This window comes from Paenibacillus macerans (assembly GCF_050565405.1).
In the GTDB taxonomy this organism is placed as follows: Bacteria; Bacillota; Bacilli; order Paenibacillales; family Paenibacillaceae; genus Fontibacillus; species Fontibacillus macerans_B.
This window is the reverse complement of the sequence record NZ_JBNYYG010000076.1, coordinates 1-25,964: the sequence shown is the minus strand read 5'-3', so window position 1 is coordinate 25,964 and position 25,964 is coordinate 1. Positions and strand designations below refer to the sequence as shown.

Here is a 25,964-nt window from a genome sequence, read left to right as displayed (position 1 = left end):
TTGTCGTTAGTGACGAATTGTATTCGAAAAATCGAATACAATTTTAACGCCTGGCCGGTACCTTGTAGATTTAATGCAACGCAAGGGGTTAATTGGACCTGCTGCTGCAATCTAAAGATCCAGCTTCGTTCTTAATGCCGTAATATGCGCCAGATGATGATTCCCATGCCAGGCGTAGCTGCCGAGATTGTAGGCCAAGCTGGTCGTTTGCCCCGATGCCGGATGATGGAACGGTCTCTCAAAGTCCGCGTCGCTCATCGCCTTCAACAAGATGACCCATCTCTGGTGCAGCGCTTCGAGCAAGGCTAGAGAAACCTGGATATCCGCCCGGTAATCCGGCAGCTCCGCCCAGCGGTCTTCATAATAAGGCCGGATCGTTGGCGTCTCTTCGGTTAAGGCCAGCTTAAACCTCGTGTAGGCATTGATGTGGCTATCTCCCACATGATGCACGACTTGGCGCAGCGTCCAACCGCCTTCCCGGTAAGGCAGGTTCAATTGGTCCTCGCTCAGTCCCGCCACCGCCTGCCTCATTTTGGCCGGCAGCGTTTCGATTTCCCGAATCCATTGCTCCCGCTGCGCGGCGGTAATTTCGCCCTCGAATGTAAACGTGCCGATCGGATATCTAGGGTCCATTTCTTTTTTCGCCTCCTTTATTGATGATTTATATATACTCCATCCGGGCAATCCTGTCGATACTACGGCAGACTAAAATTTGGATTCCCCTTTCTTTGCCATGGCGGAAGGATCGAATTTGGCAACGACCAAAATATCCATATGGCGCGCCTTCCGGAGCAACGGCTTGATCACGTCCCCCTGCAACAACAGCTGCCGCCAGCTCCGTTTCGATTGCCCCAAAATCATCTGCGTGCTTTTCAATTCGTCGGCCCTGCGAACCAGGGCTTCGCCAAGCATTCTTGCTTTGGGACAGGTTTGCATTTCGAAAGTGCCGCCGAGGCGACGGGTCAGTTTCTCGATGGCTTTCAGCCGTTCATCTTCCTGCGGCGTCAGCTCCTTGCCGCAGTGTTGGTACGACACATGCCATTTCGCCTTCAAGCGGTAGGCGATCCGAAATCCCCGCCGAACCAGCCGCTCCGCGTTGGAACTTAAGGTAACGCCCACAAAGATCGCTTCTTCTCGGTAGGTCGGTCCCCGGAGCGGACTTCGGCGCTGCCACGATTCCAGCCGCTCATCCACATCGTCGGCGATTTCGCGCAAAGCCAGCTCGCGCAGAGCGATGAGATTGCCGGTTTTAAAAAAGTTTCCCAACGCCTGATCCACCTTGTCCATGGCATAGATTTTCCCTTCGCGCATCCGCTGCTGCAGCGCTTTGGGAGCGACGTCGATCAACTCGACTTCGTCGGCCTGGCGCAGGATGAAATCAGGCACGGTCTCCCGGACCCGAACGCCGGTAATCTGCTCCACCGCGTCGTTCAGGCTCTCCAGGTGCTGGACGTTCATCGTGGATATCACCGAGATTCCGGCATCCAAGATTTCGAGGACGTCCTCGTAGCGCTTTTTGTTTTTGCTGCCGGGAATATTGGTATGGGCCAGCTCATCGACCAGGACGACCTCCGGATTCTCGGCGATGATCGCTGCCGTATCCATCTCTTCCAGCTTCGTCCCGCGGTAATCGATGACCGCGCGTGGGAATAGCGGCAGCGCGCCGACCTGGGCTGCGGTTTCATTGCGTCCATGGGTTTCGAGCAGGCCGATGCGGGCGTCGATGCCTTTTTTCAGCAGCACGTTCCCTTCCCGCAGCATCGTATAGGTCTTGCCGACTCCAGGGGCCGCGCCGATATACACTTTAAACCGTCCCCGCCGGATTTGGCCGATTTTCCGGTCTACCTCGGCTTCGCTTAACCGCCGGTACGGATCGGCCGCGCCGCGTTCCTCCCGGGATTTGGCCGGCAGGATGCGCTCCCCTTCGGTCTCGGCCCGGTCGGCTACGACGAAGATATCCACGTTTCTCGTTTTTTTCAGAATATCGTTGACGATGGAGCCCTGCCAGAACTCCTGCAGCCGGCTTTGCTTGGAATGGCCGAGCACGATTCGGGTCACGCGGTTCTCCAGGGCAAACCGGACCAGCGATCCCGGCAGTTCCCGCCTGGAGGAAAGGGGCAACTCCGCGAATTCGGCTTCCACCTTCTCCACCAGCTGCATCAACGAGCGCTTGAAAGCCATGGCTTCCGGGGACAGCTTCTGGCGCGGATTCACGAAGGTGACCACCAACAGTTCGCCGTTTAGCCGCTTGGCGATTTGCTGGCCGCGACGCACGTAAATCGATCCGTTCCAATGATATTGCGCCGATACCAAAATCCGCTCGGCCACGCCTGCCGCCCCGATGAGCCCCTGCTCCTCCCGATGCTTCTCCAGCGTGTCGTTGACGCCCTCGGCCATCCAGCGGAGCGCCAGCTCGCGCAGGACCCCAAGATTGCCGCGGTTGAACACGGCTTTGTCCGGAATGTTGCGCAGGTTGCCGTCCGCCAATCGCTGCAGCAGCGTTTCCGGCGAGACGTCGATCAGCCGCACCTCATCGGCCAACTCCAGCGTATCGGCCGGCACCGTTTCTTTCACCTCGATGCCCACCAGCTTCTGGACCAATTCCGTCATTCCGCTTAATTCATAAATGTTTACGGTCGTGATCACGCTGATGCCATGGCCAAGCAAATGGTGAATATCCTCGAGGCGGGTGGGATAGGGAGCCCCCTCCCGGTTGGTGTGCGCCAGGCCGTCTACCAGAACCACTTCGGGGTTTCGCTGTATTAACGCCTCCAGGTTCAAATCCTTTTTCTCCACGCCGTCATTCACCCAATGGATGCTTGGAATTCGCTCGAGTCCGGAGAGCTGCTCCACCGTCTCCGGTCTTTGCAGCGTCGATACGGCGCAGACGACCACGTCGATGCCCTCCGCCCGCAGCATTTGACCTTCCCGCAGCATATGGTAGGTTTTCCCCGATCCGTTAACCGCTCCGACGTATACCTTCAACCGCCCCCGGTGGAGCTCGAAAATCGATTTCAGGATTTCTTCCGGCGTTTTTCGTTTGAAGCTTTGCAACCCCTGTTCCTCCCCCATGATTCTCATCCTTATCGAGGTAATTCAAAACGCCGATAACCCTGCCTGAAAATCGCTTCTCAAGCAGGGCCCCGGCCATATTATTGAGCTGTCTTCTTCTGAACGCCGATATTGAGCTGCAGAACATTAACCCCCGGTTCGCCAAGAAATCCGAGCTCGCGTCCCTTCGTATGATCCTTGATCATTTCTTCCAGTTCGGCGGCGGGAATCCCCGTGGCCTGGCTGACCCGCGGAATTTGCGCTCTGGCCGCTTCCGGACTGATCTCCGGATCGAGCCCGGAGCCGGAGTTGGTGATCAAATCGACGGGGAGCTCGCTCACCGGCACGTTCGGGTTCTCTTGCTTCCACGCTTCCACGGCGTCCGCCGTCCGCTGCAGCATGTCGGCGTTGGACGGCGCATAGTTTGGCGTCCCCGAACCGCCCGCATCATAATCGAGGCTGGACACCCGTCCATGGAAAAAGCCGGGGTCCGTGAAGCTTTGGCCGATCAGTTTGGAGCCGACCACCTCATGATTTTCATTGTAGATGAGGCTTCCGTCCGCCTGATCCGGCATGGCCGCTTGAGCGATCCCAAGCACGGCCAAGTGGTACAATAGCCCGCAAAGCACCATAAGCACGAGGCTGGCACGAAGCGTGATCCAAATATTTCGCATGGCTCAACCATCCTTTCGATTGATATATCAAATCCACAAGTGAACCAGCAGATCGATGAGTTTAATGCCGATAAAAGGCACGATCACGCCGCCCAGGCCGTACACCAGCAGGTTTCGGGCCAGTAGCTTGGAGGAACTCATCGGTTTATAGGCAACGCCCTTCATCGCAAGCGGAATCAGCAGCGGAATAATGATCGCGTTAAAGATCAGCGCCGAAACGATCGCCGAATCGGGGGAACCGAGCCCCATGATATTGATGGCGTTCATCTCGGGAATCGCCAGCATGAACATCGCCGGGATGATCGCGAAATACTTCGCGATATCGTTCGCAATGCTGAAGGTCGTTAAGGCTCCGCGGGTCATCAAAAGCTGCTTGCCGATCGACACGACTTCGATGATTTTGGACGGGTCGGAGTCCAGGTCGACCATGTTGGCGGCTTCCTTCGCGGCCACGGTGCCGCTGTTCATCGCAATCCCTACGTCCGCCTGCGCCAAAGCCGGAGCGTCGTTCGTGCCGTCACCGGTCATCGCGACCAGCTTGCCTTCGGCTTGTTCTTTGCGGATGACCGCGATCTTGTCCTCCGGCTTGCTTTCCGCGATAAAATCGTCCACGCCGGCTTCGCGGGCAATCGTCGCGGCCGTCAGCGGATTGTCGCCCGTACACATGATCGTCTTGATTCCCATTTGCCGCATTTGGTCAAACCGTTCCCGCATGCCGGGTTTGACGGTATCCTTCAAGTAAATCAGCCCGTAGATCCGGTCGTCCACCGCCACCGCCAAAGGTGTTCCGCCTGCCGTAGCGATCGCGTCGCTGTTTGCATCGAGATCCGCGGGAACATGGCCGCCTTGAGAAAGAACCCATCTCTTCACCGCGTCCACCGCGCCTTTGCGAACCTTCCGTCCGTCATGCAAATCGATGCCGCTCATGCGCGTTTCCGCCTTGAACTCGATAAATTCCCCGCCTTCGGCAAGGGCGGCATCAAAGCTTAGACCCTGTTTTTTCATCAGCTCCAGTACCGAACGCCCTTCCGGCGTTTCATCCCTGACCGAGCCGACCGCAGCCCAGGCCGATACTTCGGCCGGGCCGGCGCCGCCGGCCGGAACGAATTCGCTGGCCATCCGGTTCCCGAACGTAATGGTCCCGGTTTTATCCAATATAATCGTATTGATGTCCCCGGAAGCCTCCACCGCTTTGCCGGACATCGCCAGCACGTTGAATTGCGTAACCCGGTCCATGCCCGCGATCCCGATCGCCGACAGCAGGCCGCCGATCGTCGTGGGAATCAGGCAAACCAGCAGGGCGATCAAAATCGGCACTTCCAGTTGGACGTTCAGGTACTGCCCGAAGAACGGCAGCGTGACGACCACGATCAGGAAGATCAGGGTCAAGCTGATCAACACGGTATTCAGGGCGATTTCGTTCGGCGTCTTTTGCCGTTTGGCGCCTTCCACAAGCGAGATCATCCGGTCCAGGAACGATTCCCCGGGATCGCTGGTGATCTTCACCTTGATCCGGTCGCTGATCACCTTCGTACCGCCGGTCACCGAACTGAAGTCCCCGCCGGCTTCCTTAATCACTGGCGCCGATTCGCCGGTAATGGCGGACTCGTCGACGGAGGCCAGGCCCTCTACGACTTCTCCGTCCCCCGGAATCATTTCGCCCTGGGAGACGACGACGAGGTCGCCCTTGCGCAGATCGGTGGAAGGAACCTGTTTCACTTGCTGGCCTACCAGCTTATTCGCCATGATCTCTTTTTTCGTTTTCTTGAGCGAGTCCGCTTGCGCTTTGCCCCGGCCCTCCGCGAGTGCCTCCGCAAAATTCGCGAACAGGACGGTAACCAGCAGGATCAGCGCCACCGTCAGGTTAAAGCCCCGCGACACGCCTCCTCCGAAAGCGTCCGGTACAAAGATCAGAAAAGCGGTGATCAGAAAACCGATTTCGACGACAAACATGATCGGGTTGCGGATCATTACCCTCGGATCGAGCTTGATGAACGATTGTTTGACCGCGTCAAGAACGATCGCTCCGGAAAGCATCGTCTTCTTGTTACTCATGCCCATTCCTCTCCTTCATTCAACGTACTAAGGCTTCAAGGTAAGATGCTCGGCGACCGGTCCCAGCACAAGCGCCGGGAAGAACGTCAAGGCACCAACGATAAGGATCGTTCCGACGAACACGCCCGCAAACAGGCTCGTATCGGTCCTGAACGTGCCAGCCGTTTCCGGTACCGTCTTCTTCGCCGCGATCGATCCCGCTACCGCGAGCAGCGTTACGATCGAGAAGTAGCGGCCAATGAACATCACGATGCCGGTAGAAATATTCCAGAACGGCGTATTATCGCCAAGCCCTTCAAACCCTGATCCGTTGTTGGCCGCCGAAGACGTAAATTCATATAACGCTTGGGTCAGGCCATGGAAGCCGGGATTGGAGATCGTATCCGGATAGCTTACCAAAGCCAGAGCGGTCGGGGCCAAAATCAGCAGCGGATGAATCAGCAACGTGACGGCCAGCAGCTTGATCTCTTTGCCTTCCAGCTTCTTGCCGAGAAATTCCGGCGTTCGCCCGACCATCAAGCCCGATAAAAACACCGCGATCATCGCGTATAGCAATACGTTTAAGAAGCCTGCCCCGACACCGCCGAAAATCGTATTCAGCATCATGTTCGAGATCGTCACCAGGCCGCCGAGCGGCGTCAGCGTATCGTGCATGGTATTGACGGCCCCGGTTTCCGTCGCGGTCGTGACCGTGGCATATAACGCGGACTGCGCCATGCCAAAGCGGACTTCCTTGCCCTCCATGCTGCCTTGGTCGTGTTGGATGCCAAGCGCGTTCAATGCCGGGTTGCCGGCGCTTTCCGATGCCAACGTAACGCCCAGCATGACGATAAACATCATCAGCATCGATACGAATAAGACGCGCCCTTGCTTGGCGTTGCCGACCATTTTCCCATAGGTGAAAGGAAGGGACGTGCCGAAAACCATCATGAGCAAAATTTGCAACAGGTTGCTGAATCCGCCCGGGTTTTCAAACGGATGGGCCGAGTTGACGCCGAAAAATCCGCCGCCGTTATTCCCAAGCTCCTTAATCGATAGGAACGAAGCAACCGGCCCTCGGGCAATATGCTGCTCCGCCCCCTCCAGGGTATGGGCTACCACGGTAGGCTCCAGGGTTTGGGGAACCCCTAAAGCCACGAAAATCAACGCCATCACAAATGCCACCGGCAGTAAAATCCGCGTAATCGAACGGATCAAATCGACGAAGAAATTGCCGAGCGGTTTACCGGCCAATCCCCGGATAAACGCGATAGCTACGGCCAATGCCGATGCCGGCGCCGTAAACATCATGAATACGATCGCGATCATCTGTGAAAGATAGGACAGTCCGCTTTCCCCGCTATAATGCTGCAAATTCGTATTGGTCATAAAGCTGATCGCCGTATTGAATGCCAGCGTCGGCTCCATGTTCGAAATTCCGCTCGGATTGAGCGGCAGGAAGCCTTGCAGCCGGAAGATCAGGAATACGATCAGAATCATCACCGCATTGCTCAGCACCGCGGACACGGCGTACTGTTTCCAGGTCTGGTTCTCCTGGCGAATGCCGCTGATCTTGTAAATGATTCTTTCGAACGGACCGAACCAACGGTCCAGGCCGGTTTTGTCATAATCAAAAGCCTTCGCCATATACAGTCCCGCCGGTCTGGCGATGAAAATCACGAGCGCCAGGGTCACGAGAATGGCGATCCAACTATAAATAGTCACGTCTTATCCCTCCGAACGGCAAATGGATTAAAACTTTTCCGGGTTAAGCAGCGCATACCCCAGATAAACGAACATCGCGGCAATCAGGACACCCAGTACCCACATCATCGCTCTTCACTACCCTCCGAAATTACTTTGGAAGCCCATGACGCAACGCCGACCATCATCAAGGCCATGAGGATAAGCAGTCCCATCATAAAAATATCCGTCATATTCCGTTTGCTCCTCCTTGTTTCTCCTTTTGCAAAATAAACGAGACATCCTTGCCTTTCGTATAAATCACGTAGTCGGCTCCAAGCTGCTTATAGACCGCGCCCGGATTCATCTTTTGCGTGATGATATAGACCGGACCCGACGTCCACTGGCGGCAAAACTGCAAATACCGGCAAGTCAGCGTAAGCGATTCTTCGAAAATATACACCGGCCCGATGGAAAATTCCGGAATGATCTGGTTTCTGCGCTGCGTAGTATCTACCAGAATGACTTGCTCTATTCCCCGCTCCAAAGCTCCCTTGCGGCTTTTTCCGCTGTTGACCATCAACGCAAACGGAATGCCGCGAATTTTCAAAGTTTTGATAAAATCGACAGCCAAGGCATTGGGGGCCGTCACAAGCGCAAAATCCGGCCTGCACATTTCGTTTCTTCCTCCTAGACTAACCTGAATTAGGCAACAAAAAAGAAGCCTTCGGAAGAGGGAATCTTCGCGGGCTTCCGGCAAACTGCTGCTTTGGGAATCACGCTATAAGGTTTCCTCTCTCGTCTGCACTTACGAGGTTAGCTGTCGGGCTCGGGCGCGAGAGTTGCCCTACCAAAGCGATACCGCGTATCGCCAGGATTCGCCCCATAGGCGGCTTCAACGTTCTCGCCGCCCGGTGGGTCCCCCGTTCCTTCACGTTCGAAGGATTCAGTGATAAATGTAAAATTACGTTTTTTTGTAAATGTAAGCTATTTGCATGTTTTCATATTTGGGCAAAATAAAACCACAGAGGATTTCCCTGTGGTCTGCCGATCACAAGCTCATCATCCTCTCTCCTGACGCTGACGAGGTTAGCTGCCGGATTCGGGCGGTGAGAGTCGCCCTACCCATGCGGCGATATCGGCCCGCACAGGATTCACCCCTGACGTCCGCCGACTCTCACATCGGCTTCCTTCGATGGGTCCCCCGTTTTCCTAGTCGGAAATTTAGCGATACAGAATTATGAAATGCGTTGATTCATGAAACGAATATTACGCTCTCCACCGTTCTTTGTAAAGGAGCGCGAAAGTCAAATTCAGTTAAAAAATGAATCATTTTCGCCATTCGTATCGAATTCGCCGGACCAAAAAAACCTTTCTCTACGAAATGCTCCTTCGCAGACCCCTACTTGCGGGATTACCGGAAGCTTGTAGTCCAAGCGTATCTTTGCTAAAATCTTGCGCGGGAATGATTTTCATAGAAATGATCAAAGAGGAGGAGGAAACATGGAGAAGGAAGAATCCTTCGGTCTCTTGCCGCTGCCGTTAAACCTGAATCTGCCGAACGGCAATAATATGTTGGTGCATGCGGCTTTGCTGTGGGATCGCGACAACCTCGTCCTCGTCGATACGGGAGTTCCCGGACAATTGGACGTTATCCGCGGGGCGCTTGGGGAAGCGGGGTTTTCCCTGGAACAGCTGACGAAAATCGTCATAACGCATCAGGACAGGGATCATATCGGCAGTTTGCCTGAGTTGGTGCAGGCACTGGAAGGCCGTGTCGAGGTACTCGCGCACGAAGCGGGAGTTCCTTATCTCTCCGGCGAAGTTCCGCTGATCAAGAGCGGAGTGAAGGCTGACCCGGTAAAGGTCGACGTAGCGCTGCAGGACGGGGACGAGCTTCCGTTTGGCGGAGGCTTGCAGGTCGTATATACCCCGGGGCATACCCCCGATCATATCAGTCTGTACCATCCGTCTACCAAAACGCTGATCAGCGGCGACGCGCTGGTCTCCGCTAACGGAATCGTACAGCCGCCCGACCCGAAGTTTACTCCGGAATACGAACAAGCCCTGGAATCGGTCGGCAAGCTGGCCGCGTTGGATGTCAAAACCGTGATTACCTATCACGGCGGCGCATGTACCGGGCAAGTCCGGGAACGGCTGGCGGACATCGCGGCGGGAAAATATTAACGATCTTGGGCCGCCTCGAATGAGGCGGCCTTGTATGTAACGGTGATGGCTAAATATCGCCGACCGGCGTAAAACCGTGCAGCCAGTTCAACTCGCTGTCCTCCATGAATCGCGACGGCCAGCTTCGCCCGTCGTCACCCCAATCGGCGAACGTCTTGACGGATTGGTAAAACGCTTCGATAGGGTCGGCCGAAGGCTCCCTCAACATCCGATCGATCAGCCGCAGCAGCCCCTCAGGCTTATTCGGCGCTTGCTCCAACACCTTCAGGAACCATTTGTGATACGGATACAGCATTTCATTATGCGCCAAAATCAACCTTCCGCCGAACAGCACCAGGTTATTGACGGCATGCTGCAGCAAATAAAGATTGTCATGCTTGATTGCCTCGGCGGAATACCAATTCCACGCCTCCAACTGAGCCAGAAAACGGCTGAGGTTCTCCTGCTTCCGCTCCGCCGGATACCGGACGATGTCCGCAAGGAGCTCCTCCAGCCCGTCCAGCTTCGAAAAGGCTATGATCGCTCCCTCGAAAGCAAACCGGGCCGGCTCGCTCCCGAGTTTGGCTACCTGCTTCAGAAATCCGCGTGAAACGTATTTGCCATCCACGTAACCGGACTCGTATTCGGTAACCTCGTTCTCCCAATAGGTCGTCTCACCGGAGCTTAAGCGCCGGGCACAATCCTCGTCCGACACGATGATCATCACGTCCACGTCCGAGGACGCTTTGGCAAATCCGTGGGCAATCGAGCCCGAAATCAACAAGGCCAAGATGTCTTCTCTTGCCGCCAACTTGGCTTTGAGCTTCTCGATCGATTCCGCATGATGCTTGAACATTCCCGTTTCCTCCTCCTTACTTCCAGCAATTTTTCCGTCGTTAGGCAAGTACCCGGTCGTTCCGCGTATTCGGCTGCGAAATGACGAGAAATTCAAGCGCCTCCGCCGAATGGTTAAACACTTGATGCGGGGTCTTCGGCGGCACGTCGATCCCCTCGTGGGGTTGAAGCACCTGCTGCTTCCCGTCGACTTCGATATGCATCCACCCGGATAATACGAAGAAAAATTGCCGGGATTCGTTGTGATAATGCCGAACCTCCCGGGTATCCCGGGGCATTTGCTCATGAATGATGCTGCAATCCTCCCGATCCGCCAGCCGCCAGCCGTCGCAGTTATCGCCCCAAACATAGTGATCCGCATTGTCCTTGCTAATCATTTCGTCCCGATCCTTTCTACGATAAATTCGCGCAAGCGCTGGTCCTCCCAATGATACATATCCAGCAGCGCCGCATAAGGGTCTGTCTCCAACCGAAAAAACTCGCCAAATGCCGGCTCCGTCTTCAGGCCTTCCTCCTTCAGCTTCTTGACGGCCCTTCTGACTTCGGGGCCGGCCATTTCCAGCATCCGATGCTCGATCACCATATGCCTGTACGCGTTTTGCTCCGTCACCGGCTTCGGTTGGCCGAAAACTTCGAACTCGAACCCGCCATGAAAGAAATTCGCGACGGTTCGCAGGATTCCTCCTACGGTTTTGCTGGAGCAGGCATAGTCCTTGCAGGAGCCGAAACAGCGTTCCAACTCTTCTTCAAAGCGCCTGGCGTCATGCACCTCGCAGATCAGGTCCAAGTCGCTTCCGGGCAGATCGATGTCCAGCGGAATCGTCCCGGCTAGCACCGGATGGTACGCGGCCAGAAGCTCGATGATTCGAAGATCCTGCAACGCTTCGTATGCTTTGCGCTGACGTTCATTGCCTTCCCTCAGGTACGCAATGTCCAAAAAATTTCGCATCGCGCTCATCCCCCCCACTTTCCACAATGAATGCTTTCAACCTAAGTTGCCGAATGTTTCGCGTATGTTGGATGCCGCTCCACGCTCAGCAAAACCCAGCAACTCTTCATAAACGACGACCTCTTGATGCAAGGCGTCCGAAATCGCATACGGTTTCCACCTCCCGCGTGTACGGGCTCGAAACGATCAGATCGATCTCTTTCGTTTGAAGGAGATCTCGAACCCGGCGGCCATCCTCCCACCCTTGCTCCGGACAAGCCGCATGACCGCTCATTTTGAGCTCCAAGCAAATAGGGGGATATCGCGTGCAGACGAAATAATTCGAAGTGAGCAACGTTCGCACCTTCTTTTCTCCTATTTTCGCGATCATTTCGGCGTATCCTGCTGCACGACAAAGAAACACACCAACTTGTGGTGCGCTTCTTGCCCCAGACCCATGATTCCAAAGGGAGACTTCTGTTTTATGCGAAAAATCGTGCAAAGAGTCCTTGTGCGCGTAGGATGCAGCGATTTTGTATGAAAATCCGTACATATCGTGAGCACGCAGACGGTTATTGAGGATTTATAGACGATAAATCGTACAAAAGCTTTCAAATGAAGGCGGAGTACCCGGTTTTTGTATGAAAAATCACTTAAAGCGAGCGTACCGCCGCCGACAGCTATCGATGTATTTTCCCTGCGGGGTCAGGACGGTGAAACGGTAATGCTCCCCCTGTATGATATGATTCATATCGATGCACACACCTTTCCTGGGAACTATTTCTGCGGCTTCGGTCGCAGCGGTCTGGCCGTGACTCCTTCATGGGTCATTTGCACCGGCCTGATCCGACCGTCCTCTTCGAAAAACATCCGGTCCATGCAAACCACGCGATGATTCGCATCGGTTTCATTCAGCGGCCGGCGATGGTAAACGATATACCACTCGTCGCTTCCCGGAAGCTGCAGGATTCCATGGTGGCCGGCGCCGGTGGCGATTTTCGGATCCTGCCGCAAAATCTTTCCGACTCTCTTGAACGGTCCAACCGGCGAATCGGACATGGCATAGGCAACGGAATAATCCGGCCCGGTCCAGCCTCCTTCGGCCCACATGAAATAATAGATACCGCGCCGTTTGACCATGCAGGGCCCTTCGATGTAATGATCCGGTGTGATCTCCTTGAACGTTGTTCCGTCTTCGAACGTGTCCAAATGAACCATATCCTCGGTCAATTTCGCCACATTGCAATGCCCCCAGCCTCCGTAGTAAAGATAGGCGCTTCCGTCCTCATCGAGAAATACATGAGGATCGATGGGCTGTGCGCCAAAATGGAATCGATCGATCAACGGCTTGCCGATGGCATCCAGAAAAGGCCCCTCCGGCCGATCGGACACGGCAACGCCGATCCCGCCAGGCTCATGGTCGTGCTGAATATCGTTGGCGGCGAAGTAATAATAGTATTTTCCGTTTCGTTCCACCGGAGATGGTGCCCATAGCGCTTTCCCCGCCCAAGCGATGTCTTCCCTCCTTAGGATGCGCGCCGCCTTCGTCCAATCCGTCAAATCCGTGGAATAAAACGCATCAAAATGCGTTTGCATTTCATAAGGCGCAGAATACGTCGGGTAAATCCAGTATCGATCCTGAAAAATTCTCACTTCCGGGTCTGCGTACCAGCCCGAAAATAATGGATTGCCTGATCTATTGACCCGCTCTTCGTTCATGGGTTCCTCCTTCTCATTTGGCCATCAGCGTGAATATAACGCGTTATTCTCCGCTTCGGGAATCCATACCTGCATGAAGCCCGGTTCCCGATTATCCCAGGCATAGTACGGAATAAGCGTAACCGGTTTGCCGGCCTCATCCCGGCAGGTTAGGGTGGTGACGCCGTCAAGCAGGTCCGGTTGATGGCGGATGCACACCGGCTCGTTCGCGGCGATTGCAAACGGCTCATGGGCCAGCCGATCGTTATCCGCCGCTTCCGCGCAATACACGATGGGGCCGCGCTGTAAACAAATTCGCCCGCGATCCGCTTCCACCTCGGATCTCGCCCGAACGGTTTCCACCGGCATGCTCAGCTCCAGCACAATCTTTTGTCCCGGCTCCCACTTGCGGCATAAAACAACATATCCATGGCGGGTCAATGCTTCGTCAGGTCCGATTCCGACACCCCCGACGGAGATTCGATAATCTCTGCACCACCCGGGGATACGCAGTCTCAAGGAGAACGTGGCCACGGTTTCCGGATGCACTTCCAGCTCTACTCTGCCGTTCCAAGGGTAGTTCGTCCGCTGGATGATCCGGACGGATGATTCGCCGCCCCGAAGCTGCAGCTCGCCTTCCCCGTCGAGATATTGATTAACCGCGATCCCGTCGTCCGTAACCGCATAGGCGTATTGGCCGATCGAAGGCAGAAAGCGGACCAGATTGGTGGGACAGCAGGATGTATCGTACCATTCCGTGCGATGATGATCCCCATGGGATGCCAGCGGGTTAACATAAAAAAACTTGTCGCCGGACAGCGAAATCCCGGACAAAGCCCCATTGTACATCTCTCTTTCGACTACGTCGGCATATTGGGCATCGCCAAACAGCAAATTCATGCGATGATTCCAAAACGCCATCGCAATGGCGGCGCAGGTTTCGCAGTAGGCTGTGTCGTTCGGCAAATCATAATCGTGCGTAAAACCCTCATTGTGCCTGGAGGGCCCAATCCCTCCGGTGACGTACATGTTTCGTTCCACGATGCTTGCCCATACCCGGCGCAATGCGCCGACATAGGCCGGGTCGCCGGAAGCCAGCACAACATCGGCCATCGCCGCGTACAAATACATCGCTCGAACCGCGTGCCCCGTAACCTTCTCGATCTGCTTGACCGGCACATCATCCTGGCAGTAGGCCGGCCCCCATTCCTTACGGTCCCAGATCTCGCCAACGCCATAACCATGGCCGCGTTCTTCAAGGAGCCAAAGGGAGAGCTTCCAGTACCGCTCTTCACCCGTCGCCCGGAACAGCTTGACGAGGGCGAGTTCAATCTCTTCATGTCCTTCAACCCAATGGCGTTTTCCGGGGCCAAACAGGCGGTCGTAATGGTCGGCCAGCCGGCAGGCTACGTCCAGCAGCTTTCGCTTGCCGGTCGCTTCATAGTACGCGACTGCCGCTTCCATCAAATGGCCGCCGTTATACATTTCGTGCTTCTCCATATCGGTCCATTTTCGCTCGGGGGCTTCCAGCGTAAAATAAGTGGACAAATACCCGTCATCCTCTTGAGCGGCTTCAATCCAATCAATGATGCCGTCCATGTCCCGTTCAAGATCTGGATCCCGCTGCGTCATGAGTGAATAGGCGGCGCCTTCAAGCACTTTGTACACATCGGAATCATTAAAATAAATGCCTTCAAAGCTTCCTTCCATCAAGCCGCCCGCCTTGGCAAAATTCGCGATGCGCCCCGTCCGTTCGCATTTGTCCAGACAAGCGGGCAGCGTGACTCGACGAAGCACTTCAAGCCGCGGCTGCCAAAAGGCATCCTCGATCTTCACCCTCGTAAAAGGAACCGCCTGCCAATGCCGCAGCTCTTGTTCGATTTCCGTCATCTCTATCACCTCTTCCCCTTTTCGGTATCATCCCTTTAGTCCGGTCAGCGTAATGCCTTCCAGGAAATAGCGCTGGCCAACCAGAAAGACGACCACGCAAGGCAATACGACAACGGCTGAAGCAGCCATCAGCAAATCCCACTGCGCGCTATACGTGCCTTGGAACATTTGCAGGCCGAGCGCAAGCGTAAAATTGTTGTTGCTCTTCAGATAAATCAGCGGTCCCATAAAATCGTTCCAAGCGCCCAAAAAAGTGAACAGCGCTACCACAATCACCGCCGAACGGCTTAGCGGCAAAATGATGCGGGAATAAATTTGAAAGTACGTCGCACCGTCGACAACCGCGGCCTCATCGAAATCTTTGGGAATTCCCATGTAAAACTGGCGCAACAAGAAAATATTGAACATGCCCCCGCCAAAAAATGCCGGCAAAGTCAGGGGATAAAAAGTGTCGTAAAAGCCGAGCCACTTCCAGCCGATAAAGCTGGGAATCATCGTTACCGCCGAAGGGAGCATCATACTCGACAGCAAAATCGCAAAGACAACGTTCCGTCCCTTCCATTGGATTCGCGAAAATCCGAACGCCGAGATCGTACTGGTGAGCACCGTCCCGATCAGGACGGAAACGACGATGATCAGCGTGTTTACGAAAAACCGTCCAAACGGCAAAACCGTCAAAGCCCGTTTGAAGTTATCCCAGTGAAAAGGCTTCGGAATCCATTCCGGCGGCATGATGAAGATTTGCGACAAATCCATCAGCGCGCTGCGAAGGAGCCAGACAAACGGGGTGATAAACATGACGGAAATGAGGATCAAGACCACATAACCGGCAGCCAGCTTCAGTTTGGAATCTTTCATCAGCGTTCTTCCCCCTCGTAGTAGACCCATGATTTTGAAAACTTAAAGATCAAGAACGTAAAGAAGAGAATGATGATGAATAGCACCCATGCCAATGCGGAAGCATAGCCCATCTCGGTTTCATTGAACGCGGTACGCCACAAATAAAACACGAAGAACAAACTTTTATTGTTGGGTCCCCCCTGGGTTAAAATATAAGCTTCGTTGAACACCTGGAAGGAACTGATAATGGTCATGACCGTATTAAAAAATATCGTTGGCGTCAGCATCGGGATGGTGATGCTGCGAAGCTTGCAGAACCAGCCGCCTCCGTCCACATCAATCGCTTCGTAATAACTTTTGGGAATTCCGGACAATCCGGCCAAAAAGATAATGACCGTGCCGCCGATTCCCCACAGCGTCGTAATCACGACCGAGGGAATCACGCTCCCTTCCGAGAACAGCCAGGCGCTGGTCGGCAAATGAAGCCATTGCAACACGGTATTGACGAGGCCCAGGTCCGGGTTGAGCAGCCATAGCCAAATCATCGCCGAGGCGACCGCCGGCACGATGCTCGGCAAATAGATGATGGTACGGAACAGCGCCCGCGCCTTAATGTTCATATTGAGCAGCAAAGCGATGAGAAAAGAAATGATGATGACGGCAGGGACCCGCAAAATCACGAAATAAAATGTCGCGCTAAGCGATTTATAGAAAAAGTCGTCCTGCCCTGAAAACATGTTGATATAGTGATCAAAGCCAACGAAGGAGATATGTTCTTTGAACACACTGTAGTCTGTCAGGCCAAGAAAGAAGCTGGCAATCATGGGACCGGCCGTGAACATAATAAAACCCAGCACGGCGGGAGCCGTAAACAGCAGTCCGTACCCTAAAGCCTTCCGTTCCCGCCCGGTCCTTCTGTGTTTCGTAGGCGCGCCGATCGGTCGCGTTTGTACTGATGTATCCATATGAATCCTCCTGTTCAATGAGGTAGAGGAAAGGAAGACGGCGTTTCTCCGGGGGGAGCGCCGTCCTCTCTGCTTAGCTTGCCATGTATCCGAAGCCAGTAATTTCCTTTATTTGGTGTCTCGGCGCCCCTGAACTTGTGCCTGTGCCTTAGCCGCGATGCCATCCATCGCTTCCTGGGCCGTTTGCTGTCCGAGCCACACTTTGTCCAGTGCAGGAGTCACGATATCCATGATTTTGTTGAAGTTTTTCACATAGCCGGTCGGCGTTTGATGCGTATTGTTCAGCATGACATCTATCACGGCGTCTTTGTAGCCGGAAGGACGCGATTTCTGGTTCTCCGTCCACTTGGCGATCAGCGCCGGATCGGTGTACCAGCTTTTCAGGGAAGGCATCCACGTGCCGTATTGCAACAGATCGATCGACGATTCCGGATCGACAAGCGCTTTCACAAGCTCCCAGGATTCTTGCGGATGTTCCGTTGACTTGAAGACGGAGAACATGGCGCAGACGACGGTCGAAACCGGGGTCTTCATGACCGGCAACACGCCTACATTAAAATTGAAGTTCGAATCGGCCAAGGCGCTGGTGTTCCATTGTCCGTCCACCACCATCGCGACCTTTTTCGTCTGAAGAGCGACGTTGGTAGCCGGTATATTTTTCGCTTGCACCGGCGACGGTGCCACATGATAGACGTTGATCAAATCGGCAAGCTTTTGCAACGCTTCCACAGCTTCCGGCTGATTCAGGGCAAAGTTCTTGCCGTCGGCAGAAATAAAATCGCCGCCATTGGAATAAATAAAGTTGCTGTAGGCGCCCCACCATGAACCGATGTTGACACCATACTGCTTGATGTTCTTCGGATCAAAATTCGGATCGGCCGCATTCCGTCCTTTGCTGTCGATGGTCAGTTTCTTCGCCACATCGACGAATTGATCCCAGGTCCAGGCTTCCGAAGCCTTGGATGGCGGAGCAGGAAGTCCGGCTTCTTTGAAAACATCTTCATTGTAGAACAGCGCAAAGGTTTCCGGGCCCGGCGAAATGCCGATCACATTGCCTACTTCAGACGAATAGATGATATTCGGCACCAAGCTGTCGGTATTCAAATCGGGATCGGAATCCATAAACGTCTGCAAGTTCAGGAATTTCCCTTCTTCAGCCAGCGGAAAAGCGATCGTCGCCGACTCCATCATCGCGACGTCCGGCTCGTCGTTACCCGCAACCATCGTCGTCAGCTTCGTATCGTAATCCGTCGGAATGGATTGCAGTTCAACCTTCACGTTAGGATGCTTTGCTTCAAAGTTGGCAATCGCTTTCTTGTCCACGGCCACCTCGTTTGGCGTGCCCCATAGCGTCAGGTGCAAGGTAATTTGCTCGCCGGACGAACCGCCCGAATTGGAGGTAGCGTTTCCGTTATTTGCCGCAGGCGCAGAACCTGAGTCGGATCTGGTGCAAGCGGATAATATCGTGACCATCATGGCTAAAATCGCAATATACGTGAAGATGGATTTCCATTGTCGTTTCATATACAACTGAACCCCTCCCTGAATCTTTCTAATCTCATAGCTGCAGTCTATGATGCTTTTAATTATAGAATCCCGGTAGCGTTTTCAAAACCCGAACCTCATTGGAATGGTGGACATTTATTGGGTAATTATCGAGGGAGCCTGATCACGACCGTTGTCCCTTTTCCCGGTTCGGATAAGATCTCCACGCCGTACTCGTCGCCATAAGCCATCTTGATGCGGGCAATCGTATTTTTGATGCCTACCGAAGCCGATTTCTCGTAAAGAATCTGTTGAACCATTTCTTTGCTCATCCCCCGCCCATTGTCGGTCACTTCGAAAATGCGGTTTTCGTCTTCTACCCTTCCGGACACCGTAATATGTCCGCCCGATTCGATTTGATCGAAACCGTGAAGAATGGCATTTTCGATAAACGGTTGGAACAAAAGCCGCGGAACCTTTGCTTCGAACAGGACCGGATCGACCATGTACTGGACATCAAACTTGTTTTCAAAACGGGTCATCATAATGTAGAAATAACTTTTCATCCATTCGATTTCCTCGGACAGATTTACGGCTTGCCAGTCTTTGCGCGACGTGTAGTGAAGCATATTGGACAGGCCGACCAGCATTTTGCTGAGTTCCTTTTGGCCCGATTCGATCGCCATCCAATTCATAATATTGAGCGTATTGTATAAAAAATGGGGACTCATTTGCATATTCAGCGCTTGAATCTCCGCTTCTTTTTCCTTAAGCTGAATTTCATAATTTTCCTTAACCAGCATTTGAATCCGGTGGTTCATGCGATTAAACCGCAGCAATAAAAAGCCGAATTCGTCTTTCGTCTTCACCTCGACGCGCGTCCCGAAATCCCCTTCCCCGACCGATTTCATTGCCGCCAGCAGCTTGTGGATCGGGCCGGTGATCCGTACGAGAATGAAATACGCAAACCCGGCAGCTATAACGATAAGCAAGACGGAAAGCGCAAGCGTCGAGGTCCGGATCGTCTGGACCAGCGTGCCGACAAGCGCCGATTCCGGAGTCATAACGACCGACATCCAACCGGTAACGGCGGATTGGTCGAAACAAACGATCATCGGCTCCCCGTCAATGCTCATTTTGCGTTTTCCGGTGCCGGCTTGTCTCAAATCGTTCAGCCAGGACTCGCCATACGTTTTCGTGATTTGGCGGGAATCGGAGCTGGCGACTACATGATTTTGTCCGTCGACCACCAGATAGGTAGAACCGGAGGGGATACTGTTGTCAAACAGCGAACTCAATACATCCGCCTTAAAACTAATATTTAGAATAGGACGTTCTACATCGGGATTCAGACTGACAAGCGATGAGTTCTCCACATAGGAGAAATTCAGCTGCCTTGTCGCCGAGAACATGTAGCGGTAATCGATATCGCCCGCGATTAGCCACGGCTGGTCGAACATCGAGGTAAAGTCGTAGGTCGGGTACCAGACGATTTTGCCGGCTGCTTTCTTAGCCTCCCGATAGATTTTGGAGCGGGTTGGATCCCCCTGCGGAAGAGCACGCTGCGTGCCGAACGTGTAGTAAGAGGTCCATATCTGGTAAGCGTATACATCTTCGTTTTGCGTAAAATATTTGCTCAATATAGCGGAAACCTGCCGATCGGCATCCAGCAGCTGGGCGGAGTCGGAAGGGTCCAACCCATTAAAAATCCGATTCAAATCCTTGTCCACAAACAAAGCTAACGTGCCTTGATCGACTTTACGAAGCTTGGTGTCCATGACTTCGTTGCTTTTCTTGACGATCTCGTAAACATTTTGCTGTGCTTGTTCCGTAATCAAATGAAGACTGGTACGGTAATAAACTAAGCTAAGCGCAAACAGCGGCAGTGCAATCAGAATCAGGTAGCTGGCCAGCAGACGAGAGCGAAATTTCATGGAGTATCACCCTTTTGAACCGAAGATATAGACAAATGTCTGAAGCTTTCCGGAGACATCCCCGCATGCTTCTTGAAAACTCTGGAAAAATACTTCGTGTCTTTGTACCCGCAAGCGGCGGCGATCTCATATATTTTCATTTCGCCGCCCGCGAGCAGTTCCTTGGCCCGCTTCATCCGCACTTCATTCAAATAATCGGAGAAGCTCTTTCCCGTCCGGTTCTTAAAGAGGGTGCTGAAATAGGACACGTTAAAATGATAGCGGGCTGCAACGGCTTCCAGCGATAAATCCTCCATATACCGCTCTTGGATCAGCACAACACAGTTGTCAATCACAAGCTCCCGCTTGTCCAACTTTAACCGGCTCCAATAGCTCTCCGCTTCATCGAAGCAGGCATCCATCATCGAGATGAGCTCGGAAAACTTCTCGCAGGAAGGGATGGACTTCGTTGAGGCTTCGGTTATCTTCTTGACGGTTTCCGCTCCAAGACGTTCACCCATGCCGTTCTTCAGCTTCATCAGAGTAAATGACGCATATTCTTTGATAAGAGCCGGATCCGTATGCCCTTCTCCGGCGAACAACTCGAAAGCGGCATGGCATAGGTTTCGGGCCGTGCTTATATCTCCCCGCTTTAAAGCCGTATTTACAGCTTCTTCGTCCAGTACAAAGGGAGGAAGCTCACGAGTAAGCTCATCCGCAAACAAAATCCCTTTCCATCGGTCGTAAAACAAATACCTGCTCGCCTCCATAGCCGACCGGTAGGCCAGCGGAACCTCTTCTGCCAGGTTTGCGCTTTCGGGGCCCACCGCGTGTGTCAAACTACCGGCTTTGCCCCATTTCTCCCCCAGCGATTCCAAAACAGCGCGGATCCCCAAACGCTGATCCGCCAAAACGTTACGCGACGTATGAATGATCGTCGCGATCCTCAACCGGTCATTGGAAGCCTTTTCAACTAAAGGAATCGGAAAGACGACTCCAAATGTCTCGCCGAACCTGGACCATGCGGTTTCTATGTCGCGTTGAACCTCCTCTGCGCAAACCGCAGACGCAACTCCTTGAAGCGGCCGGTATTCATTTAATACGACCGTGCCTTCGCCGATCGGCATCCCCGACAAATCAAGCTCCTGCCGCCCTTTCGCCGATAAGTTTCCGGATAGCCAATCGAACGCAAGCTGTCTGTGATGCGCGTTCGTCGTCACCGTCAGCCGTTCCCGGATCAGCTCGGCCTCCCTTCGTTCGGCAGCTTCCTTGGACAACTGCGCTTCGGCGCGCGTCAAAACTTCTTCCAGCTTATCGATGTCGACGGGTTTAAGAATATAATCATAGGCGCCATACCGAAGCGCATTCTGAGCGTAGTCGAACAGATTATACGCACTCAGCATGATCACCTTCGGCTTGTAATGGATCTCCTGAATCTCGCGCAGCAGAGCAAGCCCATCCATGTTGGGCATGCGAATATCGGTCAATATGATGTCCGGTCGTTCCTCCTGCACGGCAGCGAGCGCGCGTACACCGTCCTTGGCGATGGTCAGCTTCGCATGGGGACGGGTCGACTGAATCATGGTGGCCATTCCTCGGCAATGTCTCGGTTCGTCATCAACGATTAATATTTTCATACCTCATCCCCCGTGTGCATTCAACAAATTCATACCTATAAATTCACCTTATCATGAAATCATTTCTGATTATATGAAAAACGTTTATGAAAAAAAGCGGCACGACCATAAAATCAGGGATGGACGTATGGCGACGTTGCTGCGGGGAGCAACGGAACGGCAGGTTCAGGCGCTTTCCGGAAAACAACGAGAAACCCTGATCCTTTAGAAGGACAGGGTTTCTCGACAATCCGAGGAGGGGACTCCTTGCTCCGTCCTCGCAACATTAGTGATTAGTCAATAACTATTTCCGAAATCTCCGCGCTTGGCTTAAAGGTCCCGCCCTGGATACGCCCGCGATAAACCAGATCCACTCTGTCGGGCCGATGTCCTAAAACCGCTTTGGCGAGACCGGTGATTTGCACTTTGAGCCGGGTCTCCTCATAGATCTCCCGTTCCAAGGCGGCTTCGGGTTTTTTTCCTTGGGATCCGCCTCAAGATCCTGATTCCAGTTTACTTTGATTTGCTCAAGATCATGCTTCAACTGGTTTTTGAGCCACGGAAAGAGGAGCAGCAATATGCCCGATCCTAAAGAAACCCCACTAAGGATAAAAGGTCCCGCAGCTACATACTTTATTCCATACAAAAAAGCCGCTATGCCAATAAGTGCGATCCCCAATTGCGTTCTCATCGTTCCCTCCTTAGTTTTCGGTCGGATCGGCGCATTCCCGCTCTCTTCTTTATCGAGTCGCCGTTCCGGGCTTGGCCCGAACCAGATGGATCATATTCTTCCAGTAGCTATCCACGGCAACTACGTTCAGACCGGCCTGTTCCGCCAATTCCAGAATATTACGCGTGTGATGGCAGCCGTACGCCCGATATAACAGTGGATCCAGCGTTTTTTGCAGGGACGATACGATTCGGCTCGAGCTGATCCCATGCTCCAGCAGGAGGATATCCCCCTCCGGCTTGCACCAAAGCCTGACTTTCTTCAGAAGCTCAAGCGGTTGCTCGTAGCTGCAAAACGACATGGTGGATACGATCGTGTCAAAGGCATGCTTGCCAAAATCCGCCTCCTCCATATCCGCGCACATAAACTCCGCAGCCACTTGCAAATGCTGGGCCCGGCGCTTCGCTTTTTCAATCATCCCCGGACTGAAATCGACGGCCGTCACCTGCACGCCCAGCGGATAATAAGGGAAGTTGGCTCCCGCTCCCACCGCCAGCTCCAGGACGTTTCCATGAGCATAACGGAACAGCTGCTGCCGCCACTGGCTGTGGGCCGGATTTTCGGTTCGCCGATCATATTGATTGGCCTGCTTGTCAAAGATACGGACTAATCGCTTCTTTTCCACCGAATCCCCCCCTTATGAATTACAGCCCTGCTTGATACCGTTGTCGCAGGCTACTTCTGGATTTTTTGTTTTATGCGGATCGCTTTGTTCAAATGCAGGAAATTATGACGGGTCGCGGGCATGAGCACCAATCCGGCGAAAGTCTTGTTGCCCCAATAGTCCAGCAGCCATTCCGCATCCGGTTTCACGGCTCCCTGGTCCCTTAGCGTTTGGATGCCGTCAGGCGTCACCTTCCGTTTGAATTGCCCCGGTTCCAGTAGGCCGATCGCTTCCCGCGTCTTCTTCCCTACCTCCAACCGATAGTCCAGCAATGCCGCCAAATCCATCTTGGCGCTTAGCTCTGCGGCCTCCTCTTCCGTCATTCCATTGCCCGTATGTATGATATGAATGTTCAGCTTTCGGGACCAATCTCCCGTATGAAATACTTGCTCGCGTCCGCCGACCAACACGTTCATCGTCATGTCCTCAATCCGGGCGATATGCCATAAATGCCAAGCAATCGAGTTTTTCGTATCGCGGGCGGGCGCCGGATATTGCCGGAATGTTTCCTCTGTGATTCCATCAAGCAACTCGTCTTCCATAGTCTCTAGCCCGGAATCCAGCATCCTGGAGGAATACAGCCATGCGTGCTGGCGCAAAAACAGCTCCACCGCCTGGTCATGCTCTTTGGGATTCGGAAGGAGCGCCGTCAGTTGCTGGTGGTTTTCGTTCCATAACTTTCGCTGCTCAAGGTTCATGGATCTCATCCTTTGGGATAAATGTAGGGGAAGCTTAGTTCCCAAGGTTATTGTACCTTTTTATTCTCGTGTACAACTTCATTTCCTGCCTCCAAAAAAGGCGGGTACATCATTAATGCATGATTCTCCGTAATCAACTCATCCTCCAGGAGTTCCTTCTCGAGACTATACGTCGTCCGAAAAATGCAATTGTGCCGGACGTATCCGCCCCAATATTCCTGCGTCATTCGATGGTCTTTCTCATAGACCACATATCGATGCGAGGGTTCGTTCGCAGATCGCCATTCACCGACCAGATGATCGGAAGTTAAATCAAATTTTAGCTGAAAGGGATAATCCGTAGGATTGAAGATGCGTAGATCCAGATAGTTATAGGCGCAGGTCGCGCCGCTCCCGAAAGGCTGCGTCCGGTTGGCATCCGGAAAAACGTCGTAACTGTGGCGATGGCGTTCCGTAACGATCAATGGCGTATGCAGAGTCATCCAGTAAATCAGGTTTGATAATTGGCACAGTCCCCCGCCGACCCCAGGCTTAAATCCGCCATAAAACAGCACCATTCCATCGGCGTACCCTTTCCTGCGCGTGGGTTTGCCGATCAACCTCCAGTAGGAAAAGGTTTCGCCAGGCTGAAGAACGATCCCGTTTACCCGCCGGATCGCAATTTCCAGATTTATGATTTTATTGTGCTGCAGCCACATATCGACTTCCTTTAAACGGACGCAAAAGCGGGGTTCGATGGTTGAAAATCGTGTAGGGCAGTACATCCTCGGATTGTTCCTTGGCAAAGTGAACTCCCCCAAAAGTCCATTCCAGGTACCTCTTATACGTGAAGTACTGTTTTCCCGCGGCCAGGCGGAGCTTTGATCTTGGGATCGGTTGATCGCCTGCACTGATCTGTTCCATGAGATGTCCCTCCTTTCGCAATCTAGCCCTCCCTGTAGCAGAGTTTTTACTGCCTTGTTTTTGTTGGTTTACTGCTTGATAATGCGGCAACAAAACAAATGAAACTGTACAAAGCCCCCGCTCCCAAAGAAAAGATGGGAATTGCAAAGTCCCACGGGAAAACAACCCACCCCCCACCCGAATAATTCAAATGGTCATAAAAGCTTAATGAAACGGCTCCCAGCCCGATGAGCTCAAGTCCGATAATCCAACATAAAAAATACTTGAATTTTATGCCCTTTATAGGGAAGTATAATAGATTTGTTAACCCAATAACGTAATAAAAAATGACCCATCCGACGGCTTCATCCGAAGTATACTCTCCTTTCCTATACACCTCATCAACATAAGCATCCAAATATTGAATGGCATGAATGATGGAAAGGGGAATCAATGCAAAAAACATAAGGCAGAGAACAAGATGAATGAATTTGACTTCCATAGAGGTCCCCCAACTGGTAGTACCGCAGTTATTGATGGGTCTGTCAAGATTTTTGTGTAAACTCATGATAAGGAAATCCCCCGAGGGGGATTTTGTGGCTTAACGCAAATGGTTACCCACCCGTTCCGGGAAAAAGACGGAGAGCTGAAGCAGCATCTGGCCCCAGTTCTGGACTCGTCCTGTCCATTTGCGGGTAACATCCATCGTGGCCAGGTACAACATTTTTAGCAGCGCTTCGTCGGTAGGGAAAATGCTTTTGCCCTTCGTCACCTTCCGTAGTTGCCGGTGGAAGCTTTCAATCATGTTTGTGGTGTAAATGAGCTTGCGGATCTCCGGCGGGTACTTGAAGAAGGTCGAGAGTTCGCCCCAGTTATTGCGCCACGAGCGGACCATTAGCGGGTACTTGGCTCCCCAAACCTCTTCAAAACGATCCAGCTCCAGCAAGGCGCTTTCCTCTGTCGCCGCCTTGTAAATCGGCTTTAGGTCTGCCGTCACCTTCTTCAGGTCCTTGTAGGACACGTAGCGGGTAGAGTTCCGGATCTGGTGAATGATACACTTTTGGATTTCGGTATTGGGATAACAGGCGGCAATGGCTTCCGAGAAGCCGCTAAGGTTGTCCACACAGATGATAAGGATGTCCTGAACCCCTCGGTTTCTCAGGTCGTTCAGCACACTGAGCCAGAACTTGCT

At 53.3% G+C, this 25,964-nt stretch carries 23 protein-coding genes, 1 pseudogene and 2 riboswitches; of the genes and pseudogenes, 1 reads left to right on the top strand and 23 read right to left on the bottom strand.

Annotation, left to right across the window (positions count from 1 at the left end; translation table 11 throughout):
- Positions 1-111 precede the first annotated feature (111 nt).
- From ACQ4N8_RS25930 to ACQ4N8_RS25900, 7 genes are all read right to left on the bottom strand, one after another.
- A complete protein-coding gene (locus tag ACQ4N8_RS25930) occupies positions 112-633 on the bottom strand; it encodes a YfiT family bacillithiol transferase (protein WP_430707249.1) in 522 nt (173 codons plus the stop codon).
- Positions 634-705: 72 nt separating this feature from the next.
- Positions 706-3,072, bottom strand: coding sequence for a histidine kinase (locus ACQ4N8_RS25925; RefSeq protein ID WP_430707248.1), 2,367 nt, complete (start codon positions 3,070-3,072; stop codon positions 706-708).
- Between the two features lie 80 nt (positions 3,073-3,152).
- Entirely contained in the window at positions 3,153-3,725 is a 573-nt protein-coding gene (gene kdpC, locus ACQ4N8_RS25920) for a potassium-transporting ATPase subunit KdpC (RefSeq protein WP_430707247.1), read from the bottom strand.
- A 27-nt stretch (positions 3,726-3,752) separates the two neighbouring features.
- Entirely contained in the window at positions 3,753-5,780 is a 2,028-nt protein-coding gene (gene kdpB / locus ACQ4N8_RS25915; protein ID WP_430707246.1) for a potassium-transporting ATPase subunit KdpB, read from the bottom strand.
- 27 nt (positions 5,781-5,807) lie between these two features.
- Complete coding sequence (kdpA, locus tag ACQ4N8_RS25910) at positions 5,808-7,478, bottom strand: potassium-transporting ATPase subunit KdpA (protein ID WP_430707251.1); 1,671 nt, start codon at positions 7,476-7,478, stop codon at positions 5,808-5,810.
- A 33-nt stretch (positions 7,479-7,511) separates the two neighbouring features.
- The gene (kdpF, locus tag ACQ4N8_RS25905; RefSeq protein WP_430707250.1) at positions 7,512-7,589 is read right to left on the bottom strand and encodes a K(+)-transporting ATPase subunit F; all 78 of its coding nucleotides are present in this window, start codon (positions 7,587-7,589) and stop codon (positions 7,512-7,514) included.
- 103 nt (positions 7,590-7,692) lie between these two features.
- On the bottom strand, positions 7,693-8,118 hold the full coding sequence (locus ACQ4N8_RS25900; protein WP_430707245.1) for a hypothetical protein: 426 nt from the start codon (positions 8,116-8,118) through the stop codon (positions 7,693-7,695).
- Between the two features lie 114 nt (positions 8,119-8,232).
- Positions 8,233-8,404: riboswitch (cyclic di-AMP (ydaO/yuaA leader) on the bottom strand.
- Between the two features lie 100 nt (positions 8,405-8,504).
- Positions 8,505-8,682, bottom strand: a riboswitch (cyclic di-AMP (ydaO/yuaA leader).
- 263 nt (positions 8,683-8,945) lie between these two features.
- Here ACQ4N8_RS25900 and ACQ4N8_RS25895 point away from each other — a divergent pair.
- Positions 8,946-9,629 carry an MBL fold metallo-hydrolase gene (locus ACQ4N8_RS25895; protein WP_430707244.1) on the top strand — a complete coding sequence of 228 codons (684 nt, stop codon included), beginning with the start codon at positions 8,946-8,948 and terminating at the stop codon, positions 9,627-9,629.
- Positions 9,630-9,678: 49 nt separating this feature from the next.
- Here ACQ4N8_RS25895 and ACQ4N8_RS25890 read toward each other — a convergent pair whose 3' ends face one another.
- The 16 genes and pseudogenes from ACQ4N8_RS25890 to ACQ4N8_RS25815 form a co-directional block, all read right to left on the bottom strand.
- Positions 9,679-10,464, bottom strand: coding sequence for a hypothetical protein (locus ACQ4N8_RS25890; protein WP_430707243.1), 786 nt, complete (start codon positions 10,462-10,464; stop codon positions 9,679-9,681).
- A gap of 40 nt (positions 10,465-10,504) precedes the next feature.
- Entirely contained in the window at positions 10,505-10,840 is a 336-nt protein-coding gene (locus ACQ4N8_RS25885) for a cupin domain-containing protein (RefSeq protein WP_430707242.1), read from the bottom strand.
- Positions 10,837-11,412, bottom strand: coding sequence for a DUF4269 domain-containing protein (locus ACQ4N8_RS25880; RefSeq protein WP_430707241.1), 576 nt, complete (start codon positions 11,410-11,412; stop codon positions 10,837-10,839). The genes ACQ4N8_RS25885 and ACQ4N8_RS25880 overlap by 4 nt, the downstream gene beginning before the upstream one ends.
- A 756-nt stretch (positions 11,413-12,168) precedes the next feature.
- Complete coding sequence (locus ACQ4N8_RS25875; RefSeq protein WP_430707240.1) at positions 12,169-13,110, bottom strand: glycoside hydrolase family 43 protein; 942 nt, start codon at positions 13,108-13,110, stop codon at positions 12,169-12,171.
- Between the two features lie 24 nt (positions 13,111-13,134).
- Positions 13,135-14,979, bottom strand: coding sequence for a glycoside hydrolase family 127 protein (locus tag ACQ4N8_RS25870; RefSeq protein WP_430707239.1), 1,845 nt, complete (start codon positions 14,977-14,979; stop codon positions 13,135-13,137).
- Positions 14,980-15,006: 27 nt separating this feature from the next.
- A complete protein-coding gene (locus tag ACQ4N8_RS25865; protein WP_430707238.1) occupies positions 15,007-15,837 on the bottom strand; it encodes a carbohydrate ABC transporter permease in 831 nt (276 codons plus the stop codon).
- A complete protein-coding gene (locus ACQ4N8_RS25860) occupies positions 15,837-16,784 on the bottom strand; it encodes a carbohydrate ABC transporter permease (RefSeq protein ID WP_430707237.1) in 948 nt (315 codons plus the stop codon). Before ACQ4N8_RS25860 ends, ACQ4N8_RS25865 begins: the two co-directional genes overlap by 1 nt.
- Before the next feature lie 108 nt (positions 16,785-16,892).
- On the bottom strand, positions 16,893-18,308 hold the full coding sequence (locus tag ACQ4N8_RS25855; RefSeq protein WP_430707236.1) for an ABC transporter substrate-binding protein: 1,416 nt from the start codon (positions 18,306-18,308) through the stop codon (positions 16,893-16,895).
- 128 nt (positions 18,309-18,436) lie between these two features.
- Positions 18,437-20,203 carry a sensor histidine kinase gene (locus tag ACQ4N8_RS25850; RefSeq protein WP_430707235.1) on the bottom strand — a complete coding sequence of 589 codons (1,767 nt, stop codon included), beginning with the start codon at positions 20,201-20,203 and terminating at the stop codon, positions 18,437-18,439.
- Positions 20,200-21,819, bottom strand: coding sequence for a response regulator transcription factor (locus ACQ4N8_RS25845; RefSeq protein ID WP_430707234.1), 1,620 nt, complete (start codon positions 21,817-21,819; stop codon positions 20,200-20,202). Before ACQ4N8_RS25845 ends, ACQ4N8_RS25850 begins: the two co-directional genes overlap by 4 nt.
- Positions 21,820-22,189: 370 nt before the next feature.
- Positions 22,190-22,489, bottom strand: a complete 300-nt coding sequence (locus ACQ4N8_RS25840) for a hypothetical protein (protein ID WP_430707233.1) — start codon at positions 22,487-22,489, stop codon at positions 22,190-22,192.
- A 49-nt stretch (positions 22,490-22,538) separates the two neighbouring features.
- Positions 22,539-23,153: a class I SAM-dependent methyltransferase gene (locus ACQ4N8_RS25835; RefSeq protein ID WP_430707232.1), complete on the bottom strand. Its 615-nt coding sequence runs from the start codon at positions 23,151-23,153 to the stop codon at positions 22,539-22,541.
- Positions 23,154-23,203: 50 nt separating this feature from the next.
- Complete coding sequence (locus tag ACQ4N8_RS25830) at positions 23,204-23,890, bottom strand: DinB family protein (RefSeq protein WP_430707231.1); 687 nt, start codon at positions 23,888-23,890, stop codon at positions 23,204-23,206.
- A 47-nt stretch (positions 23,891-23,937) separates the two neighbouring features.
- Positions 23,938-24,793: pseudogene (locus ACQ4N8_RS25825) on the bottom strand (VanW family protein).
- 46 nt (positions 24,794-24,839) lie between these two features.
- Complete coding sequence (locus ACQ4N8_RS25820) at positions 24,840-25,274, bottom strand: hypothetical protein (RefSeq protein ID WP_430707230.1); 435 nt, start codon at positions 25,272-25,274, stop codon at positions 24,840-24,842.
- 99 nt (positions 25,275-25,373) lie between these two features.
- Positions 25,374-25,964, bottom strand: a 591-nt coding sequence (locus ACQ4N8_RS25815) for an IS256 family transposase (protein WP_430707229.1), incomplete at its 5' end; no start/stop codon positions are given.

What these genes read in the sequence shown, in the direction of transcription:
- ACQ4N8_RS25930 (WP_430707249.1), bottom strand. Translation starts at nt 633, where the DNA reads ATGGACCCTAGATATCCGATCGGCACGTTTACATTCGAGGGCGAAATT.
- ACQ4N8_RS25925 (WP_430707248.1), bottom strand. Translation starts at nt 3,072, where the DNA reads ATGGGGGAGGAACAGGGGTTGCAAAGCTTCAAACGAAAAACGCCGGAA.
- kdpC (WP_430707247.1), bottom strand. Translation starts at nt 3,725, where the DNA reads ATGCGAAATATTTGGATCACGCTTCGTGCCAGCCTCGTGCTTATGGTG.
- kdpB (WP_430707246.1), bottom strand. Translation starts at nt 5,780, where the DNA reads ATGAGTAACAAGAAGACGATGCTTTCCGGAGCGATCGTTCTTGACGCG.
- kdpF (WP_430707250.1), bottom strand. Translation starts at nt 7,589, where the DNA reads ATGTGGGTACTGGGTGTCCTGATTGCCGCGATGTTCGTTTATCTGGGG.
- ACQ4N8_RS25900 (WP_430707245.1), bottom strand. Translation starts at nt 8,118, where the DNA reads ATGTGCAGGCCGGATTTTGCGCTTGTGACGGCCCCCAATGCCTTGGCT.
- ACQ4N8_RS25895 (WP_430707244.1), top strand. Translation starts at nt 8,946, where the DNA reads ATGGAGAAGGAAGAATCCTTCGGTCTCTTGCCGCTGCCGTTAAACCTG.
- ACQ4N8_RS25890 (WP_430707243.1), bottom strand. Translation starts at nt 10,464, where the DNA reads ATGTTCAAGCATCATGCGGAATCGATCGAGAAGCTCAAAGCCAAGTTG.
- ACQ4N8_RS25885 (WP_430707242.1), bottom strand. Translation starts at nt 10,840, where the DNA reads ATGATTAGCAAGGACAATGCGGATCACTATGTTTGGGGCGATAACTGC.
- ACQ4N8_RS25880 (WP_430707241.1), bottom strand. Translation starts at nt 11,412, where the DNA reads ATGCGAAATTTTTTGGACATTGCGTACCTGAGGGAAGGCAATGAACGT.
- ACQ4N8_RS25875 (WP_430707240.1), bottom strand. Translation starts at nt 13,110, where the DNA reads ATGAACGAAGAGCGGGTCAATAGATCAGGCAATCCATTATTTTCGGGC.
- ACQ4N8_RS25870 (WP_430707239.1), bottom strand. Translation starts at nt 14,979, where the DNA reads ATGACGGAAATCGAACAAGAGCTGCGGCATTGGCAGGCGGTTCCTTTT.
- ACQ4N8_RS25865 (WP_430707238.1), bottom strand. Translation starts at nt 15,837, where the DNA reads ATGAAAGATTCCAAACTGAAGCTGGCTGCCGGTTATGTGGTCTTGATC.
- ACQ4N8_RS25860 (WP_430707237.1), bottom strand. Translation starts at nt 16,784, where the DNA reads ATGGATACATCAGTACAAACGCGACCGATCGGCGCGCCTACGAAACAC.
- ACQ4N8_RS25855 (WP_430707236.1), bottom strand. Translation starts at nt 18,308, where the DNA reads ATGAAACGACAATGGAAATCCATCTTCACGTATATTGCGATTTTAGCC.
- ACQ4N8_RS25850 (WP_430707235.1), bottom strand. Translation starts at nt 20,203, where the DNA reads ATGAAATTTCGCTCTCGTCTGCTGGCCAGCTACCTGATTCTGATTGCA.
- ACQ4N8_RS25845 (WP_430707234.1), bottom strand. Translation starts at nt 21,819, where the DNA reads ATGAAAATATTAATCGTTGATGACGAACCGAGACATTGCCGAGGAATG.
- ACQ4N8_RS25840 (WP_430707233.1), bottom strand. Translation starts at nt 22,489, where the DNA reads ATGAGAACGCAATTGGGGATCGCACTTATTGGCATAGCGGCTTTTTTG.
- ACQ4N8_RS25830 (WP_430707231.1), bottom strand. Translation starts at nt 23,890, where the DNA reads ATGAACCTTGAGCAGCGAAAGTTATGGAACGAAAACCACCAGCAACTG.
- ACQ4N8_RS25820 (WP_430707230.1), bottom strand. Translation starts at nt 25,274, where the DNA reads ATGGAAGTCAAATTCATTCATCTTGTTCTCTGCCTTATGTTTTTTGCA.